At 72.5% G+C, this 21,843-nt stretch carries 21 protein-coding genes and 1 riboswitch; of the genes, 17 read left to right on the top strand and 4 right to left on the bottom strand.

Annotation, left to right across the window (positions count from 1 at the left end; translation table 11 throughout):
- The first annotated feature begins 103 nt into the window (after window positions 1–103).
- Window positions 104–234: riboswitch (FMN riboswitch) on the top strand.
- A gap of 146 nt (window positions 235–380) precedes the next feature.
- The 9 genes from ALMP_RS33880 to ALMP_RS33840 all read left to right on the top strand — a co-directional run bounded on the left by ALMP_RS33880 (window position 381) and on the right by ALMP_RS33840 (window position 7,683).
- Window positions 381–986 (top strand): riboflavin synthase, encoded by a 606-nt coding sequence (locus ALMP_RS33880; RefSeq protein ID WP_264935422.1) that lies wholly within the window; start codon window positions 381–383, stop codon window positions 984–986.
- A complete protein-coding gene (pnuC, locus tag ALMP_RS33875; protein ID WP_264935420.1) occupies window positions 983–1,624 on the top strand; it encodes a nicotinamide riboside transporter PnuC in 642 nt (213 codons plus the stop codon). Before ALMP_RS33880 ends, pnuC begins: the two co-directional genes overlap by 4 nt.
- Window positions 1,621–2,910, top strand: a complete 1,290-nt coding sequence (locus ALMP_RS33870; protein WP_264935418.1) for a bifunctional 3,4-dihydroxy-2-butanone-4-phosphate synthase/GTP cyclohydrolase II — start codon at window positions 1,621–1,623, stop codon at window positions 2,908–2,910. Before pnuC ends, ALMP_RS33870 begins: the two co-directional genes overlap by 4 nt.
- A 26-nt stretch (window positions 2,911–2,936) precedes the next feature.
- Window positions 2,937–3,422, top strand: a complete 486-nt coding sequence (ribH, locus tag ALMP_RS33865; RefSeq protein WP_264935416.1) for a 6,7-dimethyl-8-ribityllumazine synthase — start codon at window positions 2,937–2,939, stop codon at window positions 3,420–3,422.
- 34 nt (window positions 3,423–3,456) lie between these two features.
- Window positions 3,457–3,729 (top strand): phosphoribosyl-ATP diphosphatase, encoded by a 273-nt coding sequence (locus ALMP_RS33860; protein ID WP_264935414.1) that lies wholly within the window; start codon window positions 3,457–3,459, stop codon window positions 3,727–3,729.
- Window positions 3,730–3,776: 47 nt separating this feature from the next.
- A complete protein-coding gene (hisG, locus tag ALMP_RS33855) occupies window positions 3,777–4,625 on the top strand; it encodes an ATP phosphoribosyltransferase (protein ID WP_264935412.1) in 849 nt (282 codons plus the stop codon).
- 15 nt (window positions 4,626–4,640) lie between these two features.
- Window positions 4,641–5,108 carry a PH domain-containing protein gene (locus tag ALMP_RS33850; RefSeq protein ID WP_264935411.1) on the top strand — a complete coding sequence of 156 codons (468 nt, stop codon included), beginning with the start codon at window positions 4,641–4,643 and terminating at the stop codon, window positions 5,106–5,108.
- Window positions 5,109–5,308: 200 nt separating this feature from the next.
- Window positions 5,309–6,634 (top strand): hemolysin family protein, encoded by a 1,326-nt coding sequence (locus ALMP_RS33845; RefSeq protein WP_264935409.1) that lies wholly within the window; start codon window positions 5,309–5,311, stop codon window positions 6,632–6,634.
- Window positions 6,631–7,683, top strand: coding sequence for a hemolysin family protein (locus ALMP_RS33840; RefSeq protein WP_264935407.1), 1,053 nt, complete (start codon window positions 6,631–6,633; stop codon window positions 7,681–7,683). The genes ALMP_RS33845 and ALMP_RS33840 overlap by 4 nt, the downstream gene beginning before the upstream one ends.
- 9 nt (window positions 7,684–7,692) lie before the next feature.
- On the opposite strand, the gene ALMP_RS33835 is transcribed toward ALMP_RS33840, so the two are convergent.
- Window positions 7,693–9,558: an AAA family ATPase gene (locus ALMP_RS33835; RefSeq protein WP_264935405.1), complete on the bottom strand. Its 1,866-nt coding sequence runs from the start codon at window positions 9,556–9,558 to the stop codon at window positions 7,693–7,695.
- A 499-nt stretch (window positions 9,559–10,057) separates the two neighbouring features.
- Entirely contained in the window at window positions 10,058–10,633 is a 576-nt protein-coding gene (locus tag ALMP_RS33830; protein WP_375803570.1) for a uridine kinase, read from the bottom strand.
- Between the two features lie 422 nt (window positions 10,634–11,055).
- On the opposite strand from ALMP_RS33830, the gene ALMP_RS33825 reads away from it, so the two are divergent.
- The 3 genes from ALMP_RS33825 to ALMP_RS33815 all read left to right on the top strand — a co-directional run bounded on the left by ALMP_RS33825 (window position 11,056) and on the right by ALMP_RS33815 (window position 13,572).
- Window positions 11,056–12,531 (top strand): peptidase C39 family protein, encoded by a 1,476-nt coding sequence (locus tag ALMP_RS33825; RefSeq protein ID WP_264935403.1) that lies wholly within the window; start codon window positions 11,056–11,058, stop codon window positions 12,529–12,531.
- Between the two features lie 142 nt (window positions 12,532–12,673).
- Window positions 12,674–12,814: an SCO1431 family membrane protein gene (locus ALMP_RS33820; protein WP_264935401.1), complete on the top strand. Its 141-nt coding sequence runs from the start codon at window positions 12,674–12,676 to the stop codon at window positions 12,812–12,814.
- A 98-nt stretch (window positions 12,815–12,912) separates the two neighbouring features.
- Window positions 12,913–13,572, top strand: coding sequence for a TetR/AcrR family transcriptional regulator (locus ALMP_RS33815; protein WP_264935400.1), 660 nt, complete (start codon window positions 12,913–12,915; stop codon window positions 13,570–13,572).
- A 58-nt stretch (window positions 13,573–13,630) separates the two neighbouring features.
- On the opposite strand, the gene ALMP_RS33810 is transcribed toward ALMP_RS33815, so the two are convergent.
- Window positions 13,631–14,884 (bottom strand): glycoside hydrolase family 18 protein, encoded by a 1,254-nt coding sequence (locus ALMP_RS33810; protein WP_264935398.1) that lies wholly within the window; start codon window positions 14,882–14,884, stop codon window positions 13,631–13,633.
- A gap of 214 nt (window positions 14,885–15,098) precedes the next feature.
- Here ALMP_RS33810 and ALMP_RS33805 point away from each other — a divergent pair, with 214 nt between their 5' ends.
- Window positions 15,099–16,271: an acyl-CoA dehydrogenase family protein gene (locus tag ALMP_RS33805; protein ID WP_264935395.1), complete on the top strand. Its 1,173-nt coding sequence runs from the start codon at window positions 15,099–15,101 to the stop codon at window positions 16,269–16,271.
- A gap of 782 nt (window positions 16,272–17,053) precedes the next feature.
- Here ALMP_RS33805 and ALMP_RS33795 read toward each other — a convergent pair.
- On the bottom strand, window positions 17,054–17,503 hold the full coding sequence (locus ALMP_RS33795; protein ID WP_264935391.1) for a hypothetical protein: 450 nt from the start codon (window positions 17,501–17,503) through the stop codon (window positions 17,054–17,056).
- 266 nt (window positions 17,504–17,769) lie between these two features.
- Here ALMP_RS33795 and ALMP_RS33790 point away from each other — a divergent pair, with 266 nt between their 5' ends.
- From ALMP_RS33790 to fxsA, 4 genes are all read left to right on the top strand, one after another.
- Window positions 17,770–18,210, top strand: coding sequence for an Lrp/AsnC family transcriptional regulator (locus ALMP_RS33790; protein ID WP_264935389.1), 441 nt, complete (start codon window positions 17,770–17,772; stop codon window positions 18,208–18,210).
- 47 nt (window positions 18,211–18,257) lie between these two features.
- Entirely contained in the window at window positions 18,258–19,892 is a 1,635-nt protein-coding gene (locus tag ALMP_RS33785; protein ID WP_264935387.1) for an amidohydrolase, read from the top strand.
- A gap of 567 nt (window positions 19,893–20,459) precedes the next feature.
- Window positions 20,460–21,317 (top strand): polyprenol monophosphomannose synthase, encoded by an 858-nt coding sequence (locus ALMP_RS33780; protein ID WP_264935385.1) that lies wholly within the window; start codon window positions 20,460–20,462, stop codon window positions 21,315–21,317.
- 46 nt (window positions 21,318–21,363) lie between these two features.
- The coding region (gene fxsA, locus ALMP_RS33775) for an FxsA family membrane protein (protein WP_264935384.1) at window positions 21,364–21,843 on the top strand (480 nt) is incomplete at its 3' end.

Here is a 21,843-nt window from a genome sequence, read left to right as displayed (position 1 = left end):
GCGAACCGCGTGAGAAGTCCATCGCTACGCACTGTGAGCCACCCCACACGCGTCACCCGTATGGACCACGATCGGCCGTGGCACACTGGCCCTGTACCTAAAGCAGCGCACTCCGGGGTCGGTGAAAGTCCGAACCGGCGGTTACAGTCCGCGACCCGGTCACGTCCAGTGACCGGTTGACCAGGTGAAATTCCTGGACCGACGGTTAAAGTCCGGATGGGAGGCAGTGCGCGGCGGGCGGGCATACGTGCGCGCCGCCGATGTGTACTCGTCCCTGCGGACGAGTCTGTCCGGCGTCGCCCCGGTGTCCCGTCCGTACGATCTGTCGTCATCGACAGGCCCCGGAGTCCGTGCCCGAATGAGGCAGGAGGACCCGGGAAGTGTTCACCGGAATCGTCGAAGAGCTGGGTGAGGTCACCGCCGTCGAGAACCTCGGCGACGCCTCCCGCTTCCGGCTGCGCGGCCCCGTCGTCACCGACGGCGCGAAGCACGGCGACTCCATCGCCGTGAACGGAGTCTGTCTCACCGTCGTCGACCACGAGGGCGACGAGTTCACCGCCGACGTCATGGCTGAGACCCTGAACCGCTCCAGCCTCGGTGCCCTGAGCGTCGGCTCCCGCGTCAACCTCGAACGCCCCACCGCCGTCGGCGCACGCCTCGGCGGGCACATCGTCCAGGGACACGTCGACGGCACCGGTCAGGTCCTGGAGCGCAAGCCCTCCGACCACTGGGAGATCGTCAAGATCTCCCTCCCCGCCGACCTCGCCCGGTACGTCGTCGAGAAGGGCTCCATCACCGTCGACGGCATCAGCCTCACCGTCGTCGACGCCGGCCCCGACCACTTCACCGTCAGCCTCATCCCCACCACCCTCGACCTGACCACCCTCGGTCTCAAGCAGCCCGGCGACCCGGTCAACCTCGAAGTGGACGTCGTCGCCAAGTACGTCGAGCGCCTGCTCGCGCACACGCGGGGAGCAGCCGAGTGAACTGGCTGAACTCGGAGGCGTTCGTCCTCCTCGACCAGCGCGTCATCTGGTCGGACATGATCGGCAACATCCTCGGCCTGATCACCCTCGCCCTCGGCTGGCGGCGCTCGCTGCTGACCTGGCCGGTCCAGTTCCTCTCCGGCCTCGTCCTGTTCGTGGCGTTCTACGGCCACCTGGCGGGCAGCGCCGGCAAGCAGGTCGTCGTCATGGCCGTCGCCCTGTACGGCTGGTGGCGGTGGAACCGCGACAAGGACCGCTCCGAGGACGGCCAGATCGCCCCGCGCTTCGCCACCTGGCCCGAGCGCGCCGCCATGGCCGGCGCCGCCGCCGCCGGCACCGTCGCCGTCGCCCTGCTCTTCAAGGCCTACCCGTCCCTGTCCTGGGACCCCTGGCCCGACGCCTACATCTTCGTCGGCACCATCGTCGCGATGTACGCCCAGGCCCGCGGCATGGTCGAGTTCTGGATCGCCTGGCTCCTCGTCGACCTCGTCGGCGTCCCCCTCAACTTCGCCAACGGCTACGCCTTCTCCGGCTTCGTCTACGTCATCTACGGCGCGCTCGTCCTGTGGGGCATGCGCGACTGGTGGCTGCGCTCCCGCCGGGGCCCGCAGCCCGCCCTGGAAGGAGCGCCGGCATGAGCGCCGCACCCGTCCTGTACACCCCCGAGGACGCCGAGGACCTCACGCTCGACCCCGTCGAGCAGGCCATCGCCGACATCGCGGCCGGACGTCCGGTCGTGGTCGTCGACGACGCCGACCGCGAGAACGAGGGCGACCTCGTCATCGCCGCCGAGATGGCCACCCCCGAGATCGTCGCCTTCATGATGAGCGAGTGCCGCGGCCTGATCTGCGCCCCCATGGAGGGCGAGGAACTCGACCGGCTCCGACTGCCGCAGATGGTCGCCGACAACACCGAGTCGATGAAGACCGCCTTCACCGTCTCCGTCGACGCCTCCGCCGCGCACGGCGTGACCACCGGAATCTCCGCCTCCGACCGCGCCACCACCCTCCAGCTCCTGGCGAGCGGCACCGCCGAACCGACCGACCTCGTCCGGCCCGGGCACATCTTCCCGCTGCGCGCCAAGGCCGGCGGCGTCCTGGTGCGCGACGGACACACCGAGGCCGCCGTCGACCTCGCCCGGCTCGCCGGGCTGCGCCCCGCCGGCGCGATCGTCGAGATCGCCGGCGAGGACGGCCGTATGCTGCGCCTGCCCGAGCTGATCCCCTTCGCCCGCAAGCACGGCCTGACGATCATCTCCATCGAGGACCTGATCGCCTACCGCCGCACCGCCGAACCCACCGTCCGCCGCGAGGCCGAGGTCCACCTGCCGACCGCCCACGGCACCTTCACCGCGTACGGCTACCGCTCCACCGTCGACGGCGTCGAGCACGTCGCCCTCGTCCACGGCGAGATCGGCGACGGCGAGGACGTCCTGGTCCGCGTCCACTCCGAATGCCTCACCGGTGACGTCTTCGGCTCCGCCCGCTGCGACTGCGGCCCCCAGCTCGACGCCGCCCTGGGACGCATCCGGTCCGAGGGCCGGGGCGTGGTCGTCTACCTGCGCGGACACGAGGGCCGCGGCATCGGTCTGCTGTCCAAACTCAGGGCGTACGAGCTCCAGGAACGCGGCCGGGACACCCTCGACGCCAACCTGGAGCTGGGCCTGCCCGCCGACGCCCGCGACTACGGCGCCGGCGCGCAGATCCTCGAGGACCTGGGCGTGCGCAGCGTGCGCCTGATGACCAACAACCCGGAGAAGACCGAGGCCCTCGCCCGGCACGGCATCGAGGTCGCCGCCCGCGAGCCGATGCCCGTCCAGGCCGACGAGCACAACATCCGCTACCTGCGCACCAAGCGCGACCGGATGGGACACGACCTGCCCTGGCTGGACACGGGCCCCGTGTCCCCCTGCGGCAACCAGTAAGCACAGCACTGAGGAGACACGAGAACGTGAGCGGCAAGGGCGCACCGGAGCTGACCGTACGCAATGTGGGTGACCTCAGGGTCGCCGTCGTCGCGGCCCAGTGGCACGAGAAGGTGATGGACGGTCTGGTCGACGGCGCCCTGCGCGCCCTGCACGACCTCGGCATCGACGAGCCGACCCTGCTGCGGGTCCCCGGCAGCTGGGAACTCCCGGTCGTCGCCAAGGTCCTCGCGGGCCGCGGCTACGACGCGATCGTCGCGCTCGGCGTCGTCATCCGCGGCGGCACCCCCCACTTCGACTACGTGTGCCAGGGCGTCACCCAGGGCCTCACCCAGGTCTCCGTCGAGACCGGCGTACCCGTCGGCTTCGGCGTCCTCACCTGCGACACCGAGGAGCAGGCCCTGGACCGGGCCGGCATCGAGGGCTCCAGCGAGGACAAGGGACACGAGGCGGTGACGGCGGCGGTGGCGACCGCGGCCACCCTGCGCTCAGTATCCGAACCGTGGCGTTAGGCCGCCCGGCACAGCGCGTAAAGTGGGCGCCACCATGTCCAAGAAGACGTTCGAGGAGCTCTTCACCGAGCTCCAGCAGAAGGCCGCCACCGGCGACCCCGCCACTTCCCGCACCGCCGAACTGGTCGAGAAGGGCGTCCACGCCATCGGCAAGAAGGTCGTCGAAGAGGCCGCCGAGGTCTGGATGGCCGCCGAGTACGAAGGCAAGGACGCGGCCGCCGAGGAGATCTCGCAGCTGCTGTACCACGTGCAGGTGATGATGGTCGCTCGCGGCATCACCCTGGACGACGTCTACGCCCACCTCTGAGCCGCACCCTCACCCACCACCGCACCGAACCGAAGGAAGCCCGCCTCATGCTGCGCATCGCCGTTCCCAACAAGGGTTCACTCTCCGGCCCTGCGGCGGAGATGCTGCATGAGGCCGGCTACCAGCAGCGCCGTGAGTCCAAGGAGCTGCGGATCGTCGACCCGGAGAACGAGGTCGAGTTCTTCTACCTCCGCCCCCGCGACATCGCGATCTACGTCTCCTCCGGCCGCCTCGACATCGGCATCACCGGCCGCGACCTGCTGATCGACTCCGGCGCCAACGCCGAGGAGATCCTCCCCCTCGGCTTCGCCCGCTCCACCTTCCGCTACGCCACCAAGCCCGGCACCGCCAAGGGCGTCGAGGACCTCGGCGGCATGACCGTCGCCACCTCCTACGAGGGCATCGTCGCGGGGCACCTCGCCGACAACGGCGTCGACGCCTCCGTCGTCCACCTCGACGGCGCCGTCGAGACCGCCATCGAGCTCGGCGTCGCCGAGGTCATCGCGGACGTCGTCGAGACCGGCACCTCCCTGCGCAACGCGGGCCTGGAGATCATCGGCGAGCCCATCATGAAGTCCGAGGCCGTCGTCATCCGCCGCACCGGCGCCGACGCCGACGAACCCAAGGTCCAGCAGTTCCTGCGCCGCCTCCAGGGCGTCCTCGTCGCCCGCACCTACGTGATGATGGACTACGACTGCCGCGTCGAGCAGCTGGAGAAGGCCGTCGCGCTGACCCCGGGCCTGGAGTCCCCGACCGTCTCCCCGCTGCACAACGAGGGCTGGGTCGCCGTCCGCGCCATGGTCCCCGCCAAGGAGGCCCAGCGGATCATGGACGACCTGTACGACATCGGCGCCCGCGCCATCCTGACCACGGCCATCCACGCCTGCCGTCTGTAGAGGTCCACCCGGAACATGTCCGACCTGCCCACCCTCCCCGTCACCTTCCGGCCGGGCCGCACCCGCGCGGTGCTGCTCACGGCCGGGGTGGCGATCTTCCTCGTCATCTCCGCCGTCGCGCTGGCCCTGGAGCAGCTCGGCCCGGGGGAGCGGCTCAGCTTCGTCCTCACCGGAGCCCTCATCTTCTGGGTGCTGGCCCGGCTCGGCCGCGTCCGGGTCGTCGCCGACGACTCCGGTGTCACCGTCGTGAACATCGCGGGCACACGGCGCCTGGACTGGGCGGAGATCCTTCAGGTGAACCTCCGTCCGGGCGACCCCTGGGTGTTCCTCGACCTCAGCGACGGAACCAGCCTGCCCGCGCTCGGCATCCAGCCGGGGATCCACAAACAGCAGGCCATCGGCGACGCCCGCGCGCTGCGCGCACTCGCCGAGGCCAGGGGTGTCCGCCACCCCGAGACGACCCCCGAGCAAGATCAGGGCTGACTCGGGGCGGTCCACCCTGCCGCTGGAGCCCCTGTCTTGATTAATCTGGTGGCGGAGGCGCTCCCTGTGCGTCTCCGCCCCTGTGGTGCCCTGCCGGGCGCACAGGGGTTCCTGCTACCCGAGGAGTGACGCTCTCCGGCGATGGACGGTTCGTCCTGTAGTACCTGCGCCGCCCCCTCCCCAGTGGAGGCGGCGGCATCATGACCACCCCCATGCTGCTCCTGGCAGCCGCGTTCCTGCTCATTCTCGCCAACGGCTTCTTCGTGGCCGCCGAGTTCGGTCTCGTGACCGTCGAGCGCCCGGACGCCGAGAAGGCCGCCGCGGAGGGCGACAGACGAGCCCGTACGGTCGTCGAGTCGCTCAAGGAGCTGTCCTTCCAGCTCTCCGGCACCCAGCTCGGCATCACCATCACCTCCCTGGTCGTCGGCATGCTCGCCGAACCGGCGCTCGCCCAGCTGCTGAGCGGCCCCGTGACCGCGATCGGCGTCCCCCAGGGGGCCGTCTCCGGTGTCGCCGTCGCCATCGGCATGCTGCTGGCCTCCGCCGTGCAGATGGTGATCGGTGAACTCGTCCCCAAGAACTGGGCGGTGTCCAAGCCGATGCAGGTCGCGCGGTTCGTCGCCGGCCCGCAGTACGCCTTCGCCCGCCTGTTCCGGCCGGTCATCGCCGGCCTCAACGCCGTCGCCAACCGCCTCGTGCGCGCCCTGGGCGTCGAGCCCACCGAGGAGCTGGCCTCCGCCCGCACCCCCGGTGAGCTGGTCTTCCTTGCCCGGCACTCCGCGCGGGCCGGCGCCCTCGAACAGGACACGGCCGACCTGTTCGTACGGACCCTGTCGCTGGCCGAGCTGACCGCGCAGCACGTCATGACCCCACGGGTGAAGGTCAGCGCCCTACAGGCCTCGGCCACCGCCGAGGACGTGGTCAACCTGACCCGGGCCACCGGCCTGTCCCGGTTCCCCGTCTACCGCGAGAAGATCGACGAGGTCGTCGGCATGGTCCACCTCAAGGACGCCCTGGCCGTCCCCGTCCGCGACCGTCTGCGCACCCCGGCCGCCGACATCGCCCGCCCCGCGCTGCTCGTCCCCGAGACCCTGCCGGTCCAGCCCCTTCTCGCCCGGCTGCGCAGCGAGCAGCCCATCGCCGTGGTCGTCGACGAGTACGGCGGCACGGCCGGCGTGGTCACCCTGGAGGACATCGTCGAGGAGATCGTCGGCGAGGTCCGCGACGAGCACGACGGGCTCGACACGCCGGAACTCGCCGCCGCCCCGCCCGAGGACGGCAGGCCCGCCTGGGACGTCGACGGCAGCTGCCGCGTCGACACCCTCCAGCGCATAGGCCTCGACGTGCCCGAGGGCCCGTACGAGACCGTCGCCGGGCTCGTCGCCGACCTGCTCGGCCGGATCCCGGCCGTCGGCGACCGGGCGGAGCTGCCCGGCTGGCGGCTGTCGGTGCGCCGGGTCGGCCACTACCGGGCCGAACGGGTGCGGCTGGTACGCACCGGCGCGGTCGTGGAGGCCGCCCGATGAGCGTCCTCCAACTCGCCTTCGCCGCCCTCCTCGTGCTGGCGAACGGCTTCTTCGTCGGCGCCGAGTTCGCCCTCGTCTCCGTCCGCCGCAGCCAGATCGAACCCCTGGGCACGGCGAGGGCCCGCCAGGTCCTGTACGGACTGGAGCGACTGCCCCAGATGATGGCCGCCGCCCAGTTCGGCATCACCGTCTGCTCCCTCACCCTGGGCGCGGTCGCCGAACCGACGGTCGCGCACCTGCTGGAGCCGGTCTTCGAGTGGATCCACCTGCCGCACGGCATGGTCCACCCGTTGGGGTACGTGATCGCGCTGGCCGCCGTGGTCTTCTTCCACCTCGTCATCGGCGAGATGGTCCCGAAGAACCTCGCCATGGCGGCGCCGGAGAAGGCCGCGCTCTGGCTCAGCCCCGGCCTGGTCTGGTTCGCCCGCTTCTGCAAGCCGCTCACGGTGGCCCTCGGCGCCTGCGCCCAGGGCATCCTGCGCCTCTTCCGCGTGGAGCCGAAGGACGAGGTGGAGGCCGTCTTCACCAGCGAGCAGCTCAACCGCCTGGTGGAGGACTCCGGGCAGGCCGGTCTGCTCGACCCCGAGGAGCAGGAGCGGCTGGAGGACGCCCTGGAGCTGGGCTCCCGCCCGGTCACGGACGTGCTGCTGAAACGAGAGTCGCTGGTGACGGTCAGCCCGTCGGTCACCCCTGGCGCGATCGTCGACCTCACCGCCCGTACCGGCTACTCCCGCTTCCCCGTCGCCGCGGACAACGGCGCCTTCATGGGCTACCTGCACATCAAGGACGTCCTCGACCTGGAGCAGTCCGAGCGCGCGGTGCCCCAGCGACTGTGGCGCCCGATGACGACGCTCCGCTCGGACCTGCCGCTGGACGACGCGCTGACGGTCATGCGCCGGGCGGCGACCCATCTGGCCCAGGTCGCGGACGCGTCCGGCCGGATACTCGGGCTCGTGGCGCTGGAGGACGTCCTGGAACTGCTGGTGGGCGAAGTACGGGACCCGGCACACCGGGACGTCCCGGTCCCCGACGTGGTGATGGCGACCTAGGCCAGCGCCTCACATCGCCGACGGATCCTGCGGCCCCCGTCCCGACAGGACCTCCCCGTAGGCCTGCATCAGGTCGGGGAGCCGCAGGGTCGACAAGTCGTCCCGGGACAACACCCCGGGACACATCGACAGCCGAAGGTCCCGGTAGGCACAGCTCTTCTCGTACAGCGTGCGCAGGAACCGGCCGTTACCCAGCTCGTCGATCCAGCCCTGGTCGACCACGTGCCCGGCGATCGACCGCAGCTCGTCCAGCGCCTCCTCGTCCCACACGTCCCCGTTCTCCGCGGCCAGCACCTCACCGATCGAGGTCAGCTCCAGCGGCCGGTACGAGGGGAAGTCGACGCGGGTGGTGAAGCGGGAGGACAGCCCGGGGTTCGCGGCCAGGAGCCGGTCCATGCCCTCGGGGTAGCCGGCCAGGATCACCACCAGGTGGTCCCGGTTGTCCTCGGCCCGCTTCAGCAGCACTTGAAGGGCCTCGTCGCCGTACGCGTCGCCCTTGCCGTAGCCGGAGTTGGAGAGGGAGTAGGCCTCGTCGACGAAGAGGACGCCGCCGAGGGCCGAGTCGATCAGTTCGTTCGCCTTCACGGCCGTCTGCCCGAGGTACTCGCCGACCAGGTCGGCCCGCTGGGCCTCGACGAGATGGTCGCCGCCGAGCAGGCCGAGGGCGTAGAAGACGCGGCCGAGGATGCGGGCGACCGTGGTCTTGCCGGTGCCGGAGGGGCCGGAGAAGACGAAGTGCCGCTTCGGCGGCTGGACCGGCAGGCCCTGACCCGCCCGCAGTCGGGCCATGTTCAGCTGCGCCGACAACGCCTTGACCTGGCGTTTCACCGGTTCCAGGCCGACCATGCGCTCCAGCTCGGCGAGGGCCTCCTCCAGTAACACCGGGTCGGTGGGTCCGGCGGGCAGGGCCGAGGTGGCGAGGGTCCGCTGGCGCACCGTCGGATCGGTCACCGACGGCAGCGGGCCGACGGGCGGGAGGTCGGCGGGCTCGGTGAGCTTCAGATCGCGGCCCTCGGTGCCGAACAGCGGGTCGAGGCCGTCCGAGCCGTCGCCGGCGTCCTGCCCGGCGCCGGTGAGGGTGATCGCGGCCAGGTCGGCGGGGTCGTCGTAGCCGTCGCCCTCGGCGATCGCGGCGAGCCGGGCGGCGGTGTCCATGAACGCGGGGTCGACGCGGTGCACCGCCCGGTAGAGGGGGAGCGCCGCCGCCGAGCGCCCGGTGCCCTCGTGGGCGCGGGCCAGCCAGTACCGCAGTTCCTTGCGCTGCGGCTGTTCGCTGCGGCAGCGCATCAGGGCCGCGGACAGCAGCGGCTCGGCCTGTCCGTACATTTCCAGCCGGACCCGGGCCATTCCGCCGAAGAGACCGGCCTCGATACCGAGCAGGGGGTCGTCGAGCAGCGGGTCGGTGTGCCGGACGAGCTGCTCCCAGTCCTTGACCAGGTAGGCGCGGCAGGCGTGCAGAAAGCGGACCTGGTGGTCGGTGTCGATGGGCGGGAGACCCGCCAGGGCACGGTCCAGCTCGGGCACATGGCGGCCGTCCAGCCAGTGCGAGGCGTGCGCGAGGAGCAGGTCACGGGGGGTTTCGAGGACGGGCTGCACCCACCATCCCAGCCAGTACCAGGAGTTGAGGTTGCGGCGGTGTCGGGAGCGCTGTTCGCCGAAGCGTTCCCGGTGCCGGAACATGCGCAGCAGCGCGGTGGTGGTGTCCACCCGCAGGGCGTGCAGTCCGAGCCAGCCGTCGGCCATCCCGGGATCGATCCGCACCGCGGTGCGGAACTCCTCCTCCGCCTGCGGATAGGCGCCCATGGTGTAGGCGTCCACGCCTCTGAGCCAGGCGAGGTCGGCCGGGGCCTCGGGGCCCCGCGTGCCGAAGTCCATCACGTCCCCCACAAACCGTGCCCCCGTCGGTATGCCGTCGGGCCGTCGCCCACCGGCTGCCTGGTCGAACCGCTGTGCCGCGGACCGGAGTTGCAAGGTGCGCGCAGCAGCCGTCCGTAGGTCGCACCGAGGGCATCGTACCCGCGGGGATGTGGCCCGCCGTAGGGTGCCGCACCAGCCGTTTGGCGAGGTGGGAGCAAGGGGGGCGCATGGGCGGACCGTGACCCTGAGTGAGGGAAAGGCGTCACATCGCGTCCAGAATCGGCGCGGAAGACGGGGTGCGGGCAGAACGAAGCCCCCGATCACGGGGGAACAACCGGGGGCTTCGCGTCCTGAGGGCGGCTTCGATTGCCGCACATTGAGAACGTAAGTCCTGTACGGGCCGTCGGTCAAGCCGAGTTGAAGCACTTGGCGAAGTTCCGACGCAAGACCCTTCACAGGTTCACCACATCACAGGTGGTCGATCACGCTGGGTGACCTGCCGGGGCCCTGTCGGCGTTCACTTCAGTCCCGGCAGGATCTCGTACCCCTCGGTCAACTGCCGTACCAATAGGTCGGCGTGGGGGCGCGAGGGATCATCGGTGAAATGTCGCAGCTCGGCCGGGACCCACCGGTCCCAGAACTCCCGCTGCTCCGCCCCGTCCCGGGAGCGTCCCCGCGCCCAGGCCTCCTCGGGCGGCAGCTCCATCCACAGCAGGCACGCCAGGTACGGGCGCAGCGCGCGGCGGCCCGCGCCGACGCCCTCGATCAGCACCACGGGGGCCGGCGGCAGCGGCCGGGGCGGGCCGAACCGGCGGGCCCGCCAGTCGTAGGGGGAGTAGTGCGCCGCGCGGCCGTGGCGCAGGGGCTCGATCACCTGGGGCAGCAGGCGTGCGGTCCAGTCGAACAGCTCGTCGTGGCTCGCGATGTCGTCGAGGTGCAGCACCGGCGCGCCGCCCAGCTCCTCGGCCAGCCGTCCGGCGAACGTCGACTTCCCCGAGCCGGCGTGCCCGTCGACGCCGACCAGACGGACCGGCCCGCAGGACGGGGGGAGGCGGCGGAGCCGGGCGGCGAGCTGACGGATGGCGGTTCCCAGGGTGTGCGGCGGTGCGGCGCGCCAGTCTAATGCGGCCCGCGGGTGCGCCTCGGGTCGCCGTGGAGGCGCCGGGGCGCCTGTGCGTGCGCCTTCGGTTGCCTCGGGTGCGCCTGGGGCTGCCTCGGGTGCGCCTCGGGTCGGCCGCGAGTGCGCTTCCGGTCGCCATGGGTGCGCCTCGGGTTGCCCGTGCGTGTGCCCTGGGCCGCCCGTCCGCGCGCTTCGGGTCGCCGTGGGTGTGTCTCGTCGCCGTGGGTGTGCCTCCCGGTCGCCCGCGGGCCGTCGTCGGCCGGTCGGGTCGTGGCTGAAATCGCCGGGCGCGGCACGGCCGGAGGTGCTGGCAGGACGGGGTGCCTGCCTTCATAGTGGGCGCACCACCGTGCACCGGATCCTCCCGTATCGGACACCCTGGGGGTTTTCCGTCCATGAGCAGAGCCGAACAGCCGACCCGCGGCGCCGACCGTCCCTCGGGCACGACCGAGCTGCCCTCCCGCCGGGCCGTCCTCACGGCCGCGGTCGCCGCGACCGTGGCGGGCGGCGCGGTACCGGGCTCGGCCGCGGCCGCCGACCTGGACGGCGCCGCGCGCTCCGAGGCGGCCCCGGCCGGGACGCGCGACGGATCCGAGGGGGTCCCCGCCCGGACCGGCCACGGATCCGAGGCCGCCCCGGGCCGGACCGTCGACCACCGTTCCTGGACGACGTACGCCGACTGGCGCGCCGGAACCGCCCGGGGCACCGGGGCCGTCGACGGTGTCCGCCCCGGCCTCGTCATCGGTACGCCGCTCGGCGTCGCCGACCACACCGACCCGCACACCGGGACCACCGCGCCCTGGGAGTACGCGACCTGGACGTCCCCGGTGCACCGGCTCGCCGTCCCCGCGACCGAGGCGATCGCCTCCTGGAACGCGAGCACCCCGGCGGGCACCTGGCTCCAGATCGAGCTGAAGGCCACCTACTCCGACGGCACGGCCACCCCCTGGTACGTGATGGGTCGCTGGGCCTCCGGCGACCAGGACATCAAGCGGACCTCGGTCGACGGCCAGAGCGACGGCCGGAGCGCCGTCCGGACGGACACCCTCGCGATCGACGACGCCTCCACGGGCCTTCGGCTCACCGCCTGCCGGCTGCGTCTGACCCTCCACCGCAGAGCCGGCACGCGGCGCACGCCGACCGTGTGGCGGCTGGGGATCATGGGCTCCGACGTCCCCGACCGGTTCACCGTCCCGGCCTCCGTGCCCGGCCTCGCGCGGGAACTGGACGTCCCGCGCTACTCGCAGGAGATCCACACGGGCCGGTACCCGGAGTACGACAACGGCGGCGAGGCCTGGTGCAGCCCCACCTCCTCGCAGATGGTCATCGAGTACTGGGGCGGCCGTCTCACCCCCGAGCAGCTGGCCTGGGTCGACCCGGCCTACACCGACCCGCAGGTGTGCCACGCGGCCCGCTCCACCTACGACCACCAGTACGGCGGCTGTGGCAACTGGCCGTTCAACGCCGCCTACGCGGCCACCTTCCCCGGCCTTCAGGGCGTGGTGACCCGGCTCGGCTCGCTCACCGACCTGGAGACGCTGATCGCGGCCGGCATTCCGGTCATGACCTCCCAGTCCTTCCTGAAGGAGGAGCTGACCGGAGCGGGGTACGGGACCTCGGGCCACCTCATGACCGTGGTCGGCTTCACCGCGGACGGCGACGTGATCGCCAACGATCCGCACGCGGCGACCAACGCGGCGGTGCGGCGGGTCTATCCCCGGCGGGAGTTCGAGACGGTCTGGCTGCGGACCAAGCGCCGCAACGCGAGCGGCGACGTGGTCTCCGGCGCCGGAGGCGTCTGCTACCTCTACTTCCCGACGCGTCCGAGCGCGCGCCGGCGGCAGGCGCTCGCGGCGGTCGGGGTGCGCTGAGCGGCGGGGCCGCGCGGCGGTCGGGCGCGCTGAGCGCGGGGCCGCGAGGCCGGTCGTGTGAGCAAGCTCTCGGCCGCAAAAGCCCTGATGGGTGGCAAGGTGGACAGACCGCAGCCCGTACCCCCGACCTCAGCGAGACACCATGACCGCACACGCAGCCACCGTCGCCCGCGCCCGCACCGGCGGCCCCCAGGACGACGGTCCCAAGATCGTCGAGCATGTCATGGGCTGGGTCCTCGTCGTGGTCGTCGCCATGCTGGTGACCCAGCTGGGACTGCTGTGATGTCCGGGCCGGGGGTTGCCCCTGTGCTGTGACGTGACCCACTGTTCGACCTGACATACTGACGTCGTCCTACCGACCGTTGGAGACCAGGGTCGAAATTGAATATCAGTCAACAGCGCGACGCCGCCCGTCCCCGGGCACGCGGTACCGAGCGATCCGTGGCGCGGCGCGCCGAACTCATCGCCATCGGGCGGAAGTTGTTCGCTGACACGTCCTACGACGCGCTCTCGATGGACGACATCGCCCGGCAGGCGCACGTCGCCAAGGGGCTGATCTACTACTACTTCCAGTCCAAGCGCGGCTATTACCTGGCGATCATCCAGGACTCCGTCGCCGATCTGGTCACCTTCGCCGCGAGCGGCCTGGAGCTGCCTCAGGTGGACCGGGTCCACCGCACCGTCGACAGTTATCTGCGCTTCGCCGAGCACCACCAGGCCGCCTACCGCACGATCGTCAGCGGCGGTGTCGGCTTCGACGCCGAGGTGCACGCCATCCGGGACGGGGTGCGCGAGGCGATCGTCGCGACCATCGCCGAGGGCGCGTACGGCCGCAGCGACATCCCGGCGCTGCCCCGCATGGGCCTGCTCTCCTGGGTGTGCAGCGTGGAGGGCGCCACCCTGGAGTGGATCGACCGCCCGGAACTCTCCCGCGACACCATGCGCGACCTCCTGGTCAACACGCTCGGCGGCGCCCTGCGTGCCATCGAGGAGCTCGACCCCGCCTTCCCGGCCCCCAAACCGGCCCGCAGGGGCGCCTGACCCCACGCACGAGGGGCGGAGGCCCGTGGTCCCCCGCCCCCGCTGCCCTCGCGGCCGGCTAGTCGATGGCCTTGATCAGCTCACCGCCCGCCGTGTCCCCGCTCAGCTCCCAGAAGAACGTTCCGCCCAGGCCCTGCTGGTTCTTGTACGTCATCTTGGTGGCGATGGTCGCGGGCGTGTCGTAACTCCACCAGTCACCACCGCACTTGGCGTACGCCGTGCCGGCCACCGTCCCCGTCGCCGGGCACTTCGTCCTCAGCACCTTGTAGTCCTCGATGCCCTGCTCGTACGTCCCCGCCGCCGGGCCGGTCGCGGTGCCGCCGGGCGCCGACCGCGTCACTCCGGTCCAGCCGCGGCCGTAGAAGCCGATGCCCAGCAGCAGCTTGGCGGCCGGGATGCCCAGGCCCTTGAGCTTGGCGATCGTCGCAGAGGTGTACAGGCCCGCCTTCGGGATGCCGGAGTAGGAGTGCAGCGGCGAGTGCGGGGCCGTCGGCCCGGTCGCGTCCCAGGCGCCGAAGAAGTCGTACGTCATCGGGTTGTACCAGTCGACGTACTGCGCCGCGCCCGCGTAGTCCGCCGCGTCGATCTTGCCGCCGGCGGTGGCGTCGGCGGTGATCGCCGCCGTCACGAGGTTTCCGGAGCCGAACTTGGCGCGCACCGCCTGCATCAGGTTCCGGAAGGCCGCCCGCCCGCTGGTGTCACAGGTGGCGCCGCAGGCGTTCGGGTACTCCCAGTCGATGTCGATGCCGTCGAAGACGTCCTTCCACCTGGAGTTCTCGACCAGGTCGTAGCAGGACTGGGCGAACGCGGCCGGGTTGCGCGCGGCCTCGCCGAAGCCGCTCGACCAGGTCCAGCCGCCGAAGGACCACAGCACCCTCAGGCCCGGGTGCTTCTTCTTCAGCTCGCGCAGCTGGTTGAAGGTGCCGCGCAGCGGCTGGTCCCAGGTGTCGGCGACGCCGTCCACGGACTCGGCGGCCGTGTAGGTGCGTTCGGTGGCCGCGTAGGAGTCACCGATCGCGCACTTGCCGCCGGTGACGTTGCCGAAGGCGTAGTTGATGTGGGTCAGCCTCGCCGCCGAGCCCGACGTCTCGATGTTCTTGACGTAGTACCTGCGGTCGTAGGTGCCCCATTCGGTGAAGTAGCCGACGACCTTGTAGCCGGCGGCCCTCGGGGTCACGGCGGCGGCCTCGGGCGCCGGGGACGTGGCGGTGGCCGTGCCGCCGGCGCCGGCCAGCAGGCCCGCGCCGAGCACGGCGCAGCAGACGGCGGAGACGAGGGCCCTGAATCGGGAGCGGTGGGCAGGAGGCTGCATCGGGTGTCACCTCGTGGGGGAGAGGGGATAGCGCGCCGATTGGCATGAACGCGGTAACGCGGTGCCCGAGAGCGTAGGAGGACTAGACCAGTGTGGTCAATGGTGCGGACCAATCCCGCTGCGGCCGTCCCGTGCGGCGCCGCCCCGCGCCGGGCATACTCACAGCGCGAACCCGCTGGTCAGTCAGGCCATGTCCCGGGAGGAGAACGTCGCCATGCCCGACCGCCCCCCGCCGCCGGTGGACCGCCTCCTGCCCACGTCCGAGGCGCGGGACCTGCTCGCCCTCGTCCAGGACATCGCCCGGCGGGAGATCGCCCCGACGGCCGCAGAGGAGGAGGACGCCGGCCGCTTCCCGCGCGAGCTGTTCACCCTCCTGTCCGCATCGGGCCTGCTCGGCCTGCCGTACGACACGGCGTACGGCGGCGGTGACCAGCCGTACGAGGTGTATCTCCAGGTCCTGGAGGAACTCGCCGCCGCCCGGCTCACCGTCGGGCTCGGCGTCAGCGTGCACACGCTGGCGTCCTACGCGCTCGCCGCCCACGGCACCGACGAGCAGCGGGCCGCGCACCTGCCCGCCATGCTCGGCGGCGGGCAGCTCGGCGCGTACTGCCTGTCCGAACCCACCTCCGGCTCCGACGCGGCCTCCCTGCGCACCCGGGCGGTGCGTGACGGCGACGCGTGGGTGATCACCGGCACCAAGGCCTGGATCACGCACGGCGGGATCGCCGACTTCTACACGGTCATGGCCCGCACCGGCGGCGAGGGCCCGCGCGGGATCACCGCGTTCCTCGTACCCGGCGACGCCGAGGGGCTCAGCGCCGCGCCACCCGAGCGGAAGATGGGCCTGAAGGGCTCACCCACCGCCCAGCTCCACTTCGACGGGGTGCGGATCCCCGACGCGCGCCGCGTCGGCGACGAGGGGCAGGGCTTCGCGATCGCCCTGGCCGCGCTGGACTCCGGTCGGCTCGGCATCGCCGCCTGCGCCGTCGGGCTCGCCCGGGCGGCCCTCGACGAGGCGGTCGCCTACGCCCGCGAACGGCGGCAGTTCGGGCGGCCGATCGCGGACTTCCAGGGCCTGCGCTTCCTGCTCGCCGACATGGCGACCCGGATCGAGACGGGCCGGGCCCTGTACCTGGCGGCGGCACGGCTACGGGACGCCGGACGCCCGTTCGTGAAGGAGGCGGCCATGGCCAAGCTGCACTGCACCGACGCCGCGATGCAGGTCACCGTCGACGCCGTCCAGATCCTCGGCGGTTACGGGTACACGGCCGACTTCCCCGTCGAGCGCTATCTGCGCGAGGCCAAGGTGCTGCAGATCGTCGAGGGCACCAACCAGATCCAGCGGATGGTCATCGCGCGTCAGCTACTGGGCCCGGAGACCCGCTGAACTGCCCCGGCCGCACCACGGGTGCCGCGAGCCGCGTCCACTCCGGATCGTGCCGGCCCGGCAGGGTGCGGCCCCGGTCGGCCCAGACGCGCAGCAGATCGCGGTAGATCGGCGGATCCGGCAGGGTCGGCGGAGCGAGCCCACCCGGGCGCGGAACCGATTCCGCAGGCATGGGCAGGGGCACGAAGAGCTGGCGGTGACGCCCGGGTGCCGGAGAGATGGGGGTCATACCGGGGCAACGCGCGCACCTGACACCAGGTCACCCGCGCACACGGTCGGGCGTGCGTTCGAGAGGCGTCCCGTTCTCCCGTGCGTTGACGGCCGTGACCCCGCGCCGGGCCGCCCCCAGGAGCGCCGGGTCGAAGCGACGAGCGCCGGAGCCCACGCGATGACTCGCCCACTGAGCCGCCGCGCCGACCGCTGAGCCGCCGTGTCGACGGCTGAGCCGCCGCGGCGAGCGCCGGAGCCGAAGCGACGACTGCGGAGCCGAGACGAAGGCTCCCGGAGCCGACCCGTTGACCACGGAGCGGAGCGGCGCTGCACGGCGAGCGCCGGAGCCGGCGTCATGGTGGTCCGCCCCCCCCTGCGCGCGCACTGATCCCGCACCCGGCGGCGTGCGGGCCATGGCGCGGGGGCAGTTGCGGGAGTGAGCGGCGACGTCCCGCACCACGGCGGCGTGCGGGCCATGGCGCGGGGCAGTTGCGGAAGTGAGCCGCGACGTCCGCGTCACGGCGGCGTGCCACCGACGCGCAGGACGGCTGCGCGGAGGGCGAGCCGAACGCTCAGGCCGCCTGGCGGCCCATCGTCGACACGCGCATCGGGCGCGAGCCCGGGCCGCCGACGTGCGAGAAGGGCTGGGTCCGCCAGTCCAGTCCCTGAGGGAGCGTCAGCAGCAGCGCGGTGTCCTGCTCCTGGGGCGCGAAGGACTCGTCCGCGGGGCGGGCCTCGCCCGCCGCGCGTCCCGTGCCGGCGCAGACCGTGAGGCCGAACGGGTTCCACGGCGAGGCGCACAGCGCGTGCTCCGGCAGGACCTCCTCGTCCGCCAGCAGGGCGATGGGCTGCGCGCAGTCCGGGCAGATCACCCGGTACATCTCGAAGGTGTCGTACGTGTCGAACTCGCCCGCCTCGTCGGTGTCGAAGTCGTCGGGTTCGACGCCCTCCGGCTCGGACTCGACGATGACCGGCTGGAACCGCTTGGGCGCGGTGCGACCAGGGCGCTTAAGACTCTGCATGGGATTCTCCCCCTCGGGCTGGGCCGTGAAGGCACTGCGGCCTCGACCACAGCAAGCACTTCCCAGCCCGTCTCGGCGGTAATCACGAGAACATCACGAAGGCCGGACAGGGCTTGTGGCGTTCGTCACATGCCAATCGCAGGTGCCGGGGTGTGCGCCCGCGCACCGGAGGGCTCACGAACGGCGCTCGGTCACATTACGAACCGGGTATGACCTGGGCTGCATAGGTATACGAAGAGATCGGGCGCACTGTAAGTTCTTGCGTCATGGAGGAGCTGGACCGACAAATCGTGCAGCTGCTCGTCAAGGACGGGCGGATGAGCTACACCGACCTGGGCAAGGCCACGGGTCTGTCCACGTCTGCCGTGCACCAGCGGGTGCGCCGGCTGGAACAGCGTGGCGTCATCCGCGGCTACGCGGCCGTCGTCGACCCGGAGGCCGTCGGGCTGCCCATGACCGCCTTCATCTCGGTGAAGCCGTTCGACCCCAGCGCCCCCGACGACATCGCCGACCGTCTCGCCGACGTGCCCGAGATCGAGGCCTGCCACAGCGTGGCCGGCGACGAGAACTACATCCTCAAGGTGCGCGTGGCCACACCGCACGAGCTGGAGGAGCTGCTGGGGCGGCTGCGGGCGCTCGCCGGGGTCTCGACCCGGACCACGGTCGTGCTGTCCACGCCGTACGAGGCGAGGCCGCCGCGCATCTGAGGGGTCCGTGTGCCGCGCGGCACCGCCGAGGCGCGAGACTGTTCCCCATGAGTGAGCGCACCCCCGAGCCGAAGACCGTCCTGCTCCGCCGCGGCGAGGTCCACAGCCCCGCCGACCCGTTCGCGACCGCGATGGTCGTCGAGCGAGGCCAGGTCGCCTGGGTCGGCTCGGAGGGCGCCGCGGACGCCTTCGCGGACGGTGTCGACGAGGTGGTCGACCTGGACGGCGCCCTGGTCACCCCGGCCTTCACCGACGCGCATGTGCACACCACGTCCACCGGCCTCGCCCTGACCGGCCTCGACCTGTCGGCCGCGCCGTCCCTGGAGGCGGCCCTGGCGCGGGTACGGGACTTCGCCGCCGCCCGTCCGCACGACAAGGTCCTCCTCGGTCACGGCTGGGACGCCTCCCGCTGGCCTGGCGGCCGCCCCCCGACGCGCGCCGAACTGGACGAGGCCACGGGCGGCCGTCCCCTCTACCTCTCCCGTATCGACGTGCACTCGGCGGTCGTCACCACGGCGCTGCTGGACCTGACCCCGGGGCTCGCCGCGTCGTACGGCCCGCAGGCCGGTGAGGGGGACGCGCCGCTCACCGCCGACGTCCACCACGCCGTACGGGCGGCCGCGTTCGCGGCCGTGACGCCGGCCCAGCGCGCCGAGGCCCAGCGCACCGCCCTCGCCCATGCCGCCTCGCTCGGCATCGGCTCGGTCCACGAGTGCGCGGGCCCGGAGATCTCCTCCGAGGACGACTTCACCGCCCTGCTGCGGCTCGCCGCCGAGGAGGCGGGGCCCCGGGTCGTCGGCTACTGGGCCGAGCAGGCCGAGGAGGGCATCGCCAGGGCGCGTGAGCTGGGCGCGGCGGGCGCGGCCGGTGACCTCTTCGTCGACGGCGCCCTCGGCTCCCACACCGCCTGTCTGCACGCCCCCTACACCGACGCCGCCCACACCGGCACCGCCTACCTGAGCGCCTCCGACGTCGCCACGCACGTCACGGCCTGCACCGAGGCCGGCCTCCAGGCGGGCTTCCACGCCATCGGCGACGCCGCCGTCACCGCCGTCGTCGAGGGCGTGCGGGCCGCCGCCGAGAAGGTCGGCCTGGCCCGGATCCGCGCCGCCCGGCACCGCGTCGAGCACGCCGAGATGCTGACGCCGGAGACGATCGCCGCCTTCGCCGAGCTGGGCCTGACCGCCTCCGTGCAGCCCGCCTTCGACGCCCTGTGGGGCGGCGAGGACGGCATGTACGCCCAGCGCCTGGGCGCCGACCGGGCCCGCACCCTCAACCCCTTCGCGGCCCTGCTGCGGGCCGGGGTCCCGCTCGCCTTCGGCTCCGACAGCCCGGTCACGCCGCTCGACCCGTGGGGCACCGTCCGCGCCGCCGCCTTCCACCGCACCCCCGAGCACCGCGTCTCCGTGCGCGCCGCCTTCACGGCCCACACCCGCGGCGGCTGGCGGGCGGTCGGCCGGGACGACGCCGGAGTCCTCGTGCCCGGCGCGCCCGCCGACTACGCGGTGTGGTGCACCGACGCGCTCGTCGTCCAGGCCCCCGACGACCGGGTCGCCCGCTGGTCCACCGACCCCCGCTCCGGCACCCCCGGCCTGCCCGACCTGTCCCCGGGCACCGACCTGCCCGTATGCCTGCGCACCGTGGTCGGCGGGCGGACGGTGTACGTGCGGCCGGGTGAGTGATCCGCCGGGGCGAGGCCGGGAAGATCACCCGTCCGCCCGCCGTCGGACCCTCCGCGGCTCCTCGGCGCTGACCAGCGCGTTGACCGAAGAGCCGCAGGTGGGGTGGCTGTTGACAGCCGACGGCAGGGGGCCGGTAGGTTCTGCCGAGTCCACCACCGGACGCCCCGCCGGGGAACGGCCGCGACTCACGGCGGCGCCGCTGGGTCAGGACGGTCGCCGCGGCCCGGCGCACCGCCACTGGGAGCCAGGCACAGCGCCCGCGCCGCAGCGAGGGAACGTGCCGACCGGTCGGGGAAGGTGTGACCCGGGTGGGGCCCGGGCGCTCAGTAGACAACGGCTTTCGGTCGACCCGCAGCCAGCGGGCCCCAGGTCGGCCCGAAGGGCGCCGGGCCCCCTCCGCAGCACCGCGCGGGGCACCCCGCACCCAGTAGCCTCGTCGTACGAGCCGAAAAGCGCATCCTTACCCCGCTTTTCGGAAAACGACACCACCATACGATCGTCCCGTCACGTCAGCGCAGGCGGCGGCCACTATGGTGGTCCCCTGCGTACGGACATGAAGGGGCAGCAGTGAACGACGGCGACGGGACTCTCGGGGCACCGGCCCGGGACAGGCAGTTCGGTCCGCTCGGCACGGCCTTGGTGATCATCCCGACCTACAACGAGGCGGAGAACATCAAGGCCATCGTCGGCCGGGTACGCAAGGCCGTCCCCGAGGCCCACGTCCTCGTGGCCGACGACAACAGCCCCGACGGCACCGGCAAGCTCGCCGACGAACTGGCCGCCGAGGACGACCACGTCCAGGTCCTGCACCGCAAGGGCAAAGAGGGGCTCGGCGCCGCCTACCTCGCCGGCTTCCGCTGGGGCCTCGAGCACGGCTACGGCGTGCTCATCGAGATGGACGCCGACGGCTCGCACCAGCCGGAGGAGCTGCCCCGGCTGCTGACCGCCCTCAAGGGCGCCGACCTCGTCCTGGGCTCCCGCTGGGTGCCGGGCGGCCGGGTCGTGAACTGGCCGAAGTCCCGGGAATTCATCTCCCGCGGCGGCAGCCTCTACTCGCGCCTGGCGCTGGACCTCCCGCTGCGTGACATCACCGGCGGCTACCGCGCCTTCCGCCGCGAGACCCTGGAGGGCCTCGGTCTCGACGAGGTCGCCTCCCAGGGCTACTGCTTCCAGGTCGACCTCGCCCGCCGTGCCGTCAAGGCCGGCTACCACGTCGTCGAGGTGCCCATCACCTTCGTCGAGCGCGAACTCGGCGACTCCAAGATGAGCCGCGACATCCTGGTCGAGGCGCTGTGGCGGGTCACCGCGTGGGGCGTGGGGGAGCGGGTCGGCAAGATCGCGGGCCGCAGCGGCCAGCAGGAGCAGCCCCCGTCCGCGTCGCCCTCCCCGTCCCACAGGGACGCCCCCTCCCACGGGGACGACTGAACCTCCCCTTACGCCGCTCTGAGCCGGGTGCGGGCACACTGGGAGCATGACGACTGGCGCTTCGACTCCCGCGTTCTCCGCCCGGCCCCGGCGCTCCCGCCGCTGGCGGTTGCTGCCGTTGGGACTCGCCGCGTGGCTGGTGCTGGAGATCTGGCTGCTGACCGTGGTCGCGGGCGAGGCCGGCGGGTTCACGGTCTTCCTGCTGCTGGTCGCCGGGCTGGTGCTCGGCTCGGTGGTGGTCAAGCGGGCGGGGCGCCGCGCCTTCCAGAACCTCAACGAGGCGGTCCAGCGCGGCACGCCCCCGTCCCGCGGCGGCGGCAACGGCTTGCTGATGCTCGGCGGCCTGTTCCTGATGATCCCCGGGCTGGCCTCCGACGCGCTCGGCCTGCTCCTGCTGCTCCCGCCGGTCCAGAAGGCCGTCGGCCGGTACGCGGAGCGCACGGTCGACCGGAAGCTGCGCGAGGCCGTCCCCGGCTCCCTGGGCGATGCCTTCCAGCAGGCCCGGATGCACCGGCCCGACGGGAAG

It is taken from the genome of Streptomyces sp. A012304, from assembly GCF_026008495.1.
In the GTDB taxonomy this organism is placed as follows: Bacteria; Actinomycetota; Actinomycetes; order Streptomycetales; family Streptomycetaceae; genus Streptomyces.
This window is presented reverse-complemented; position numbering and strand designations above follow the sequence as displayed.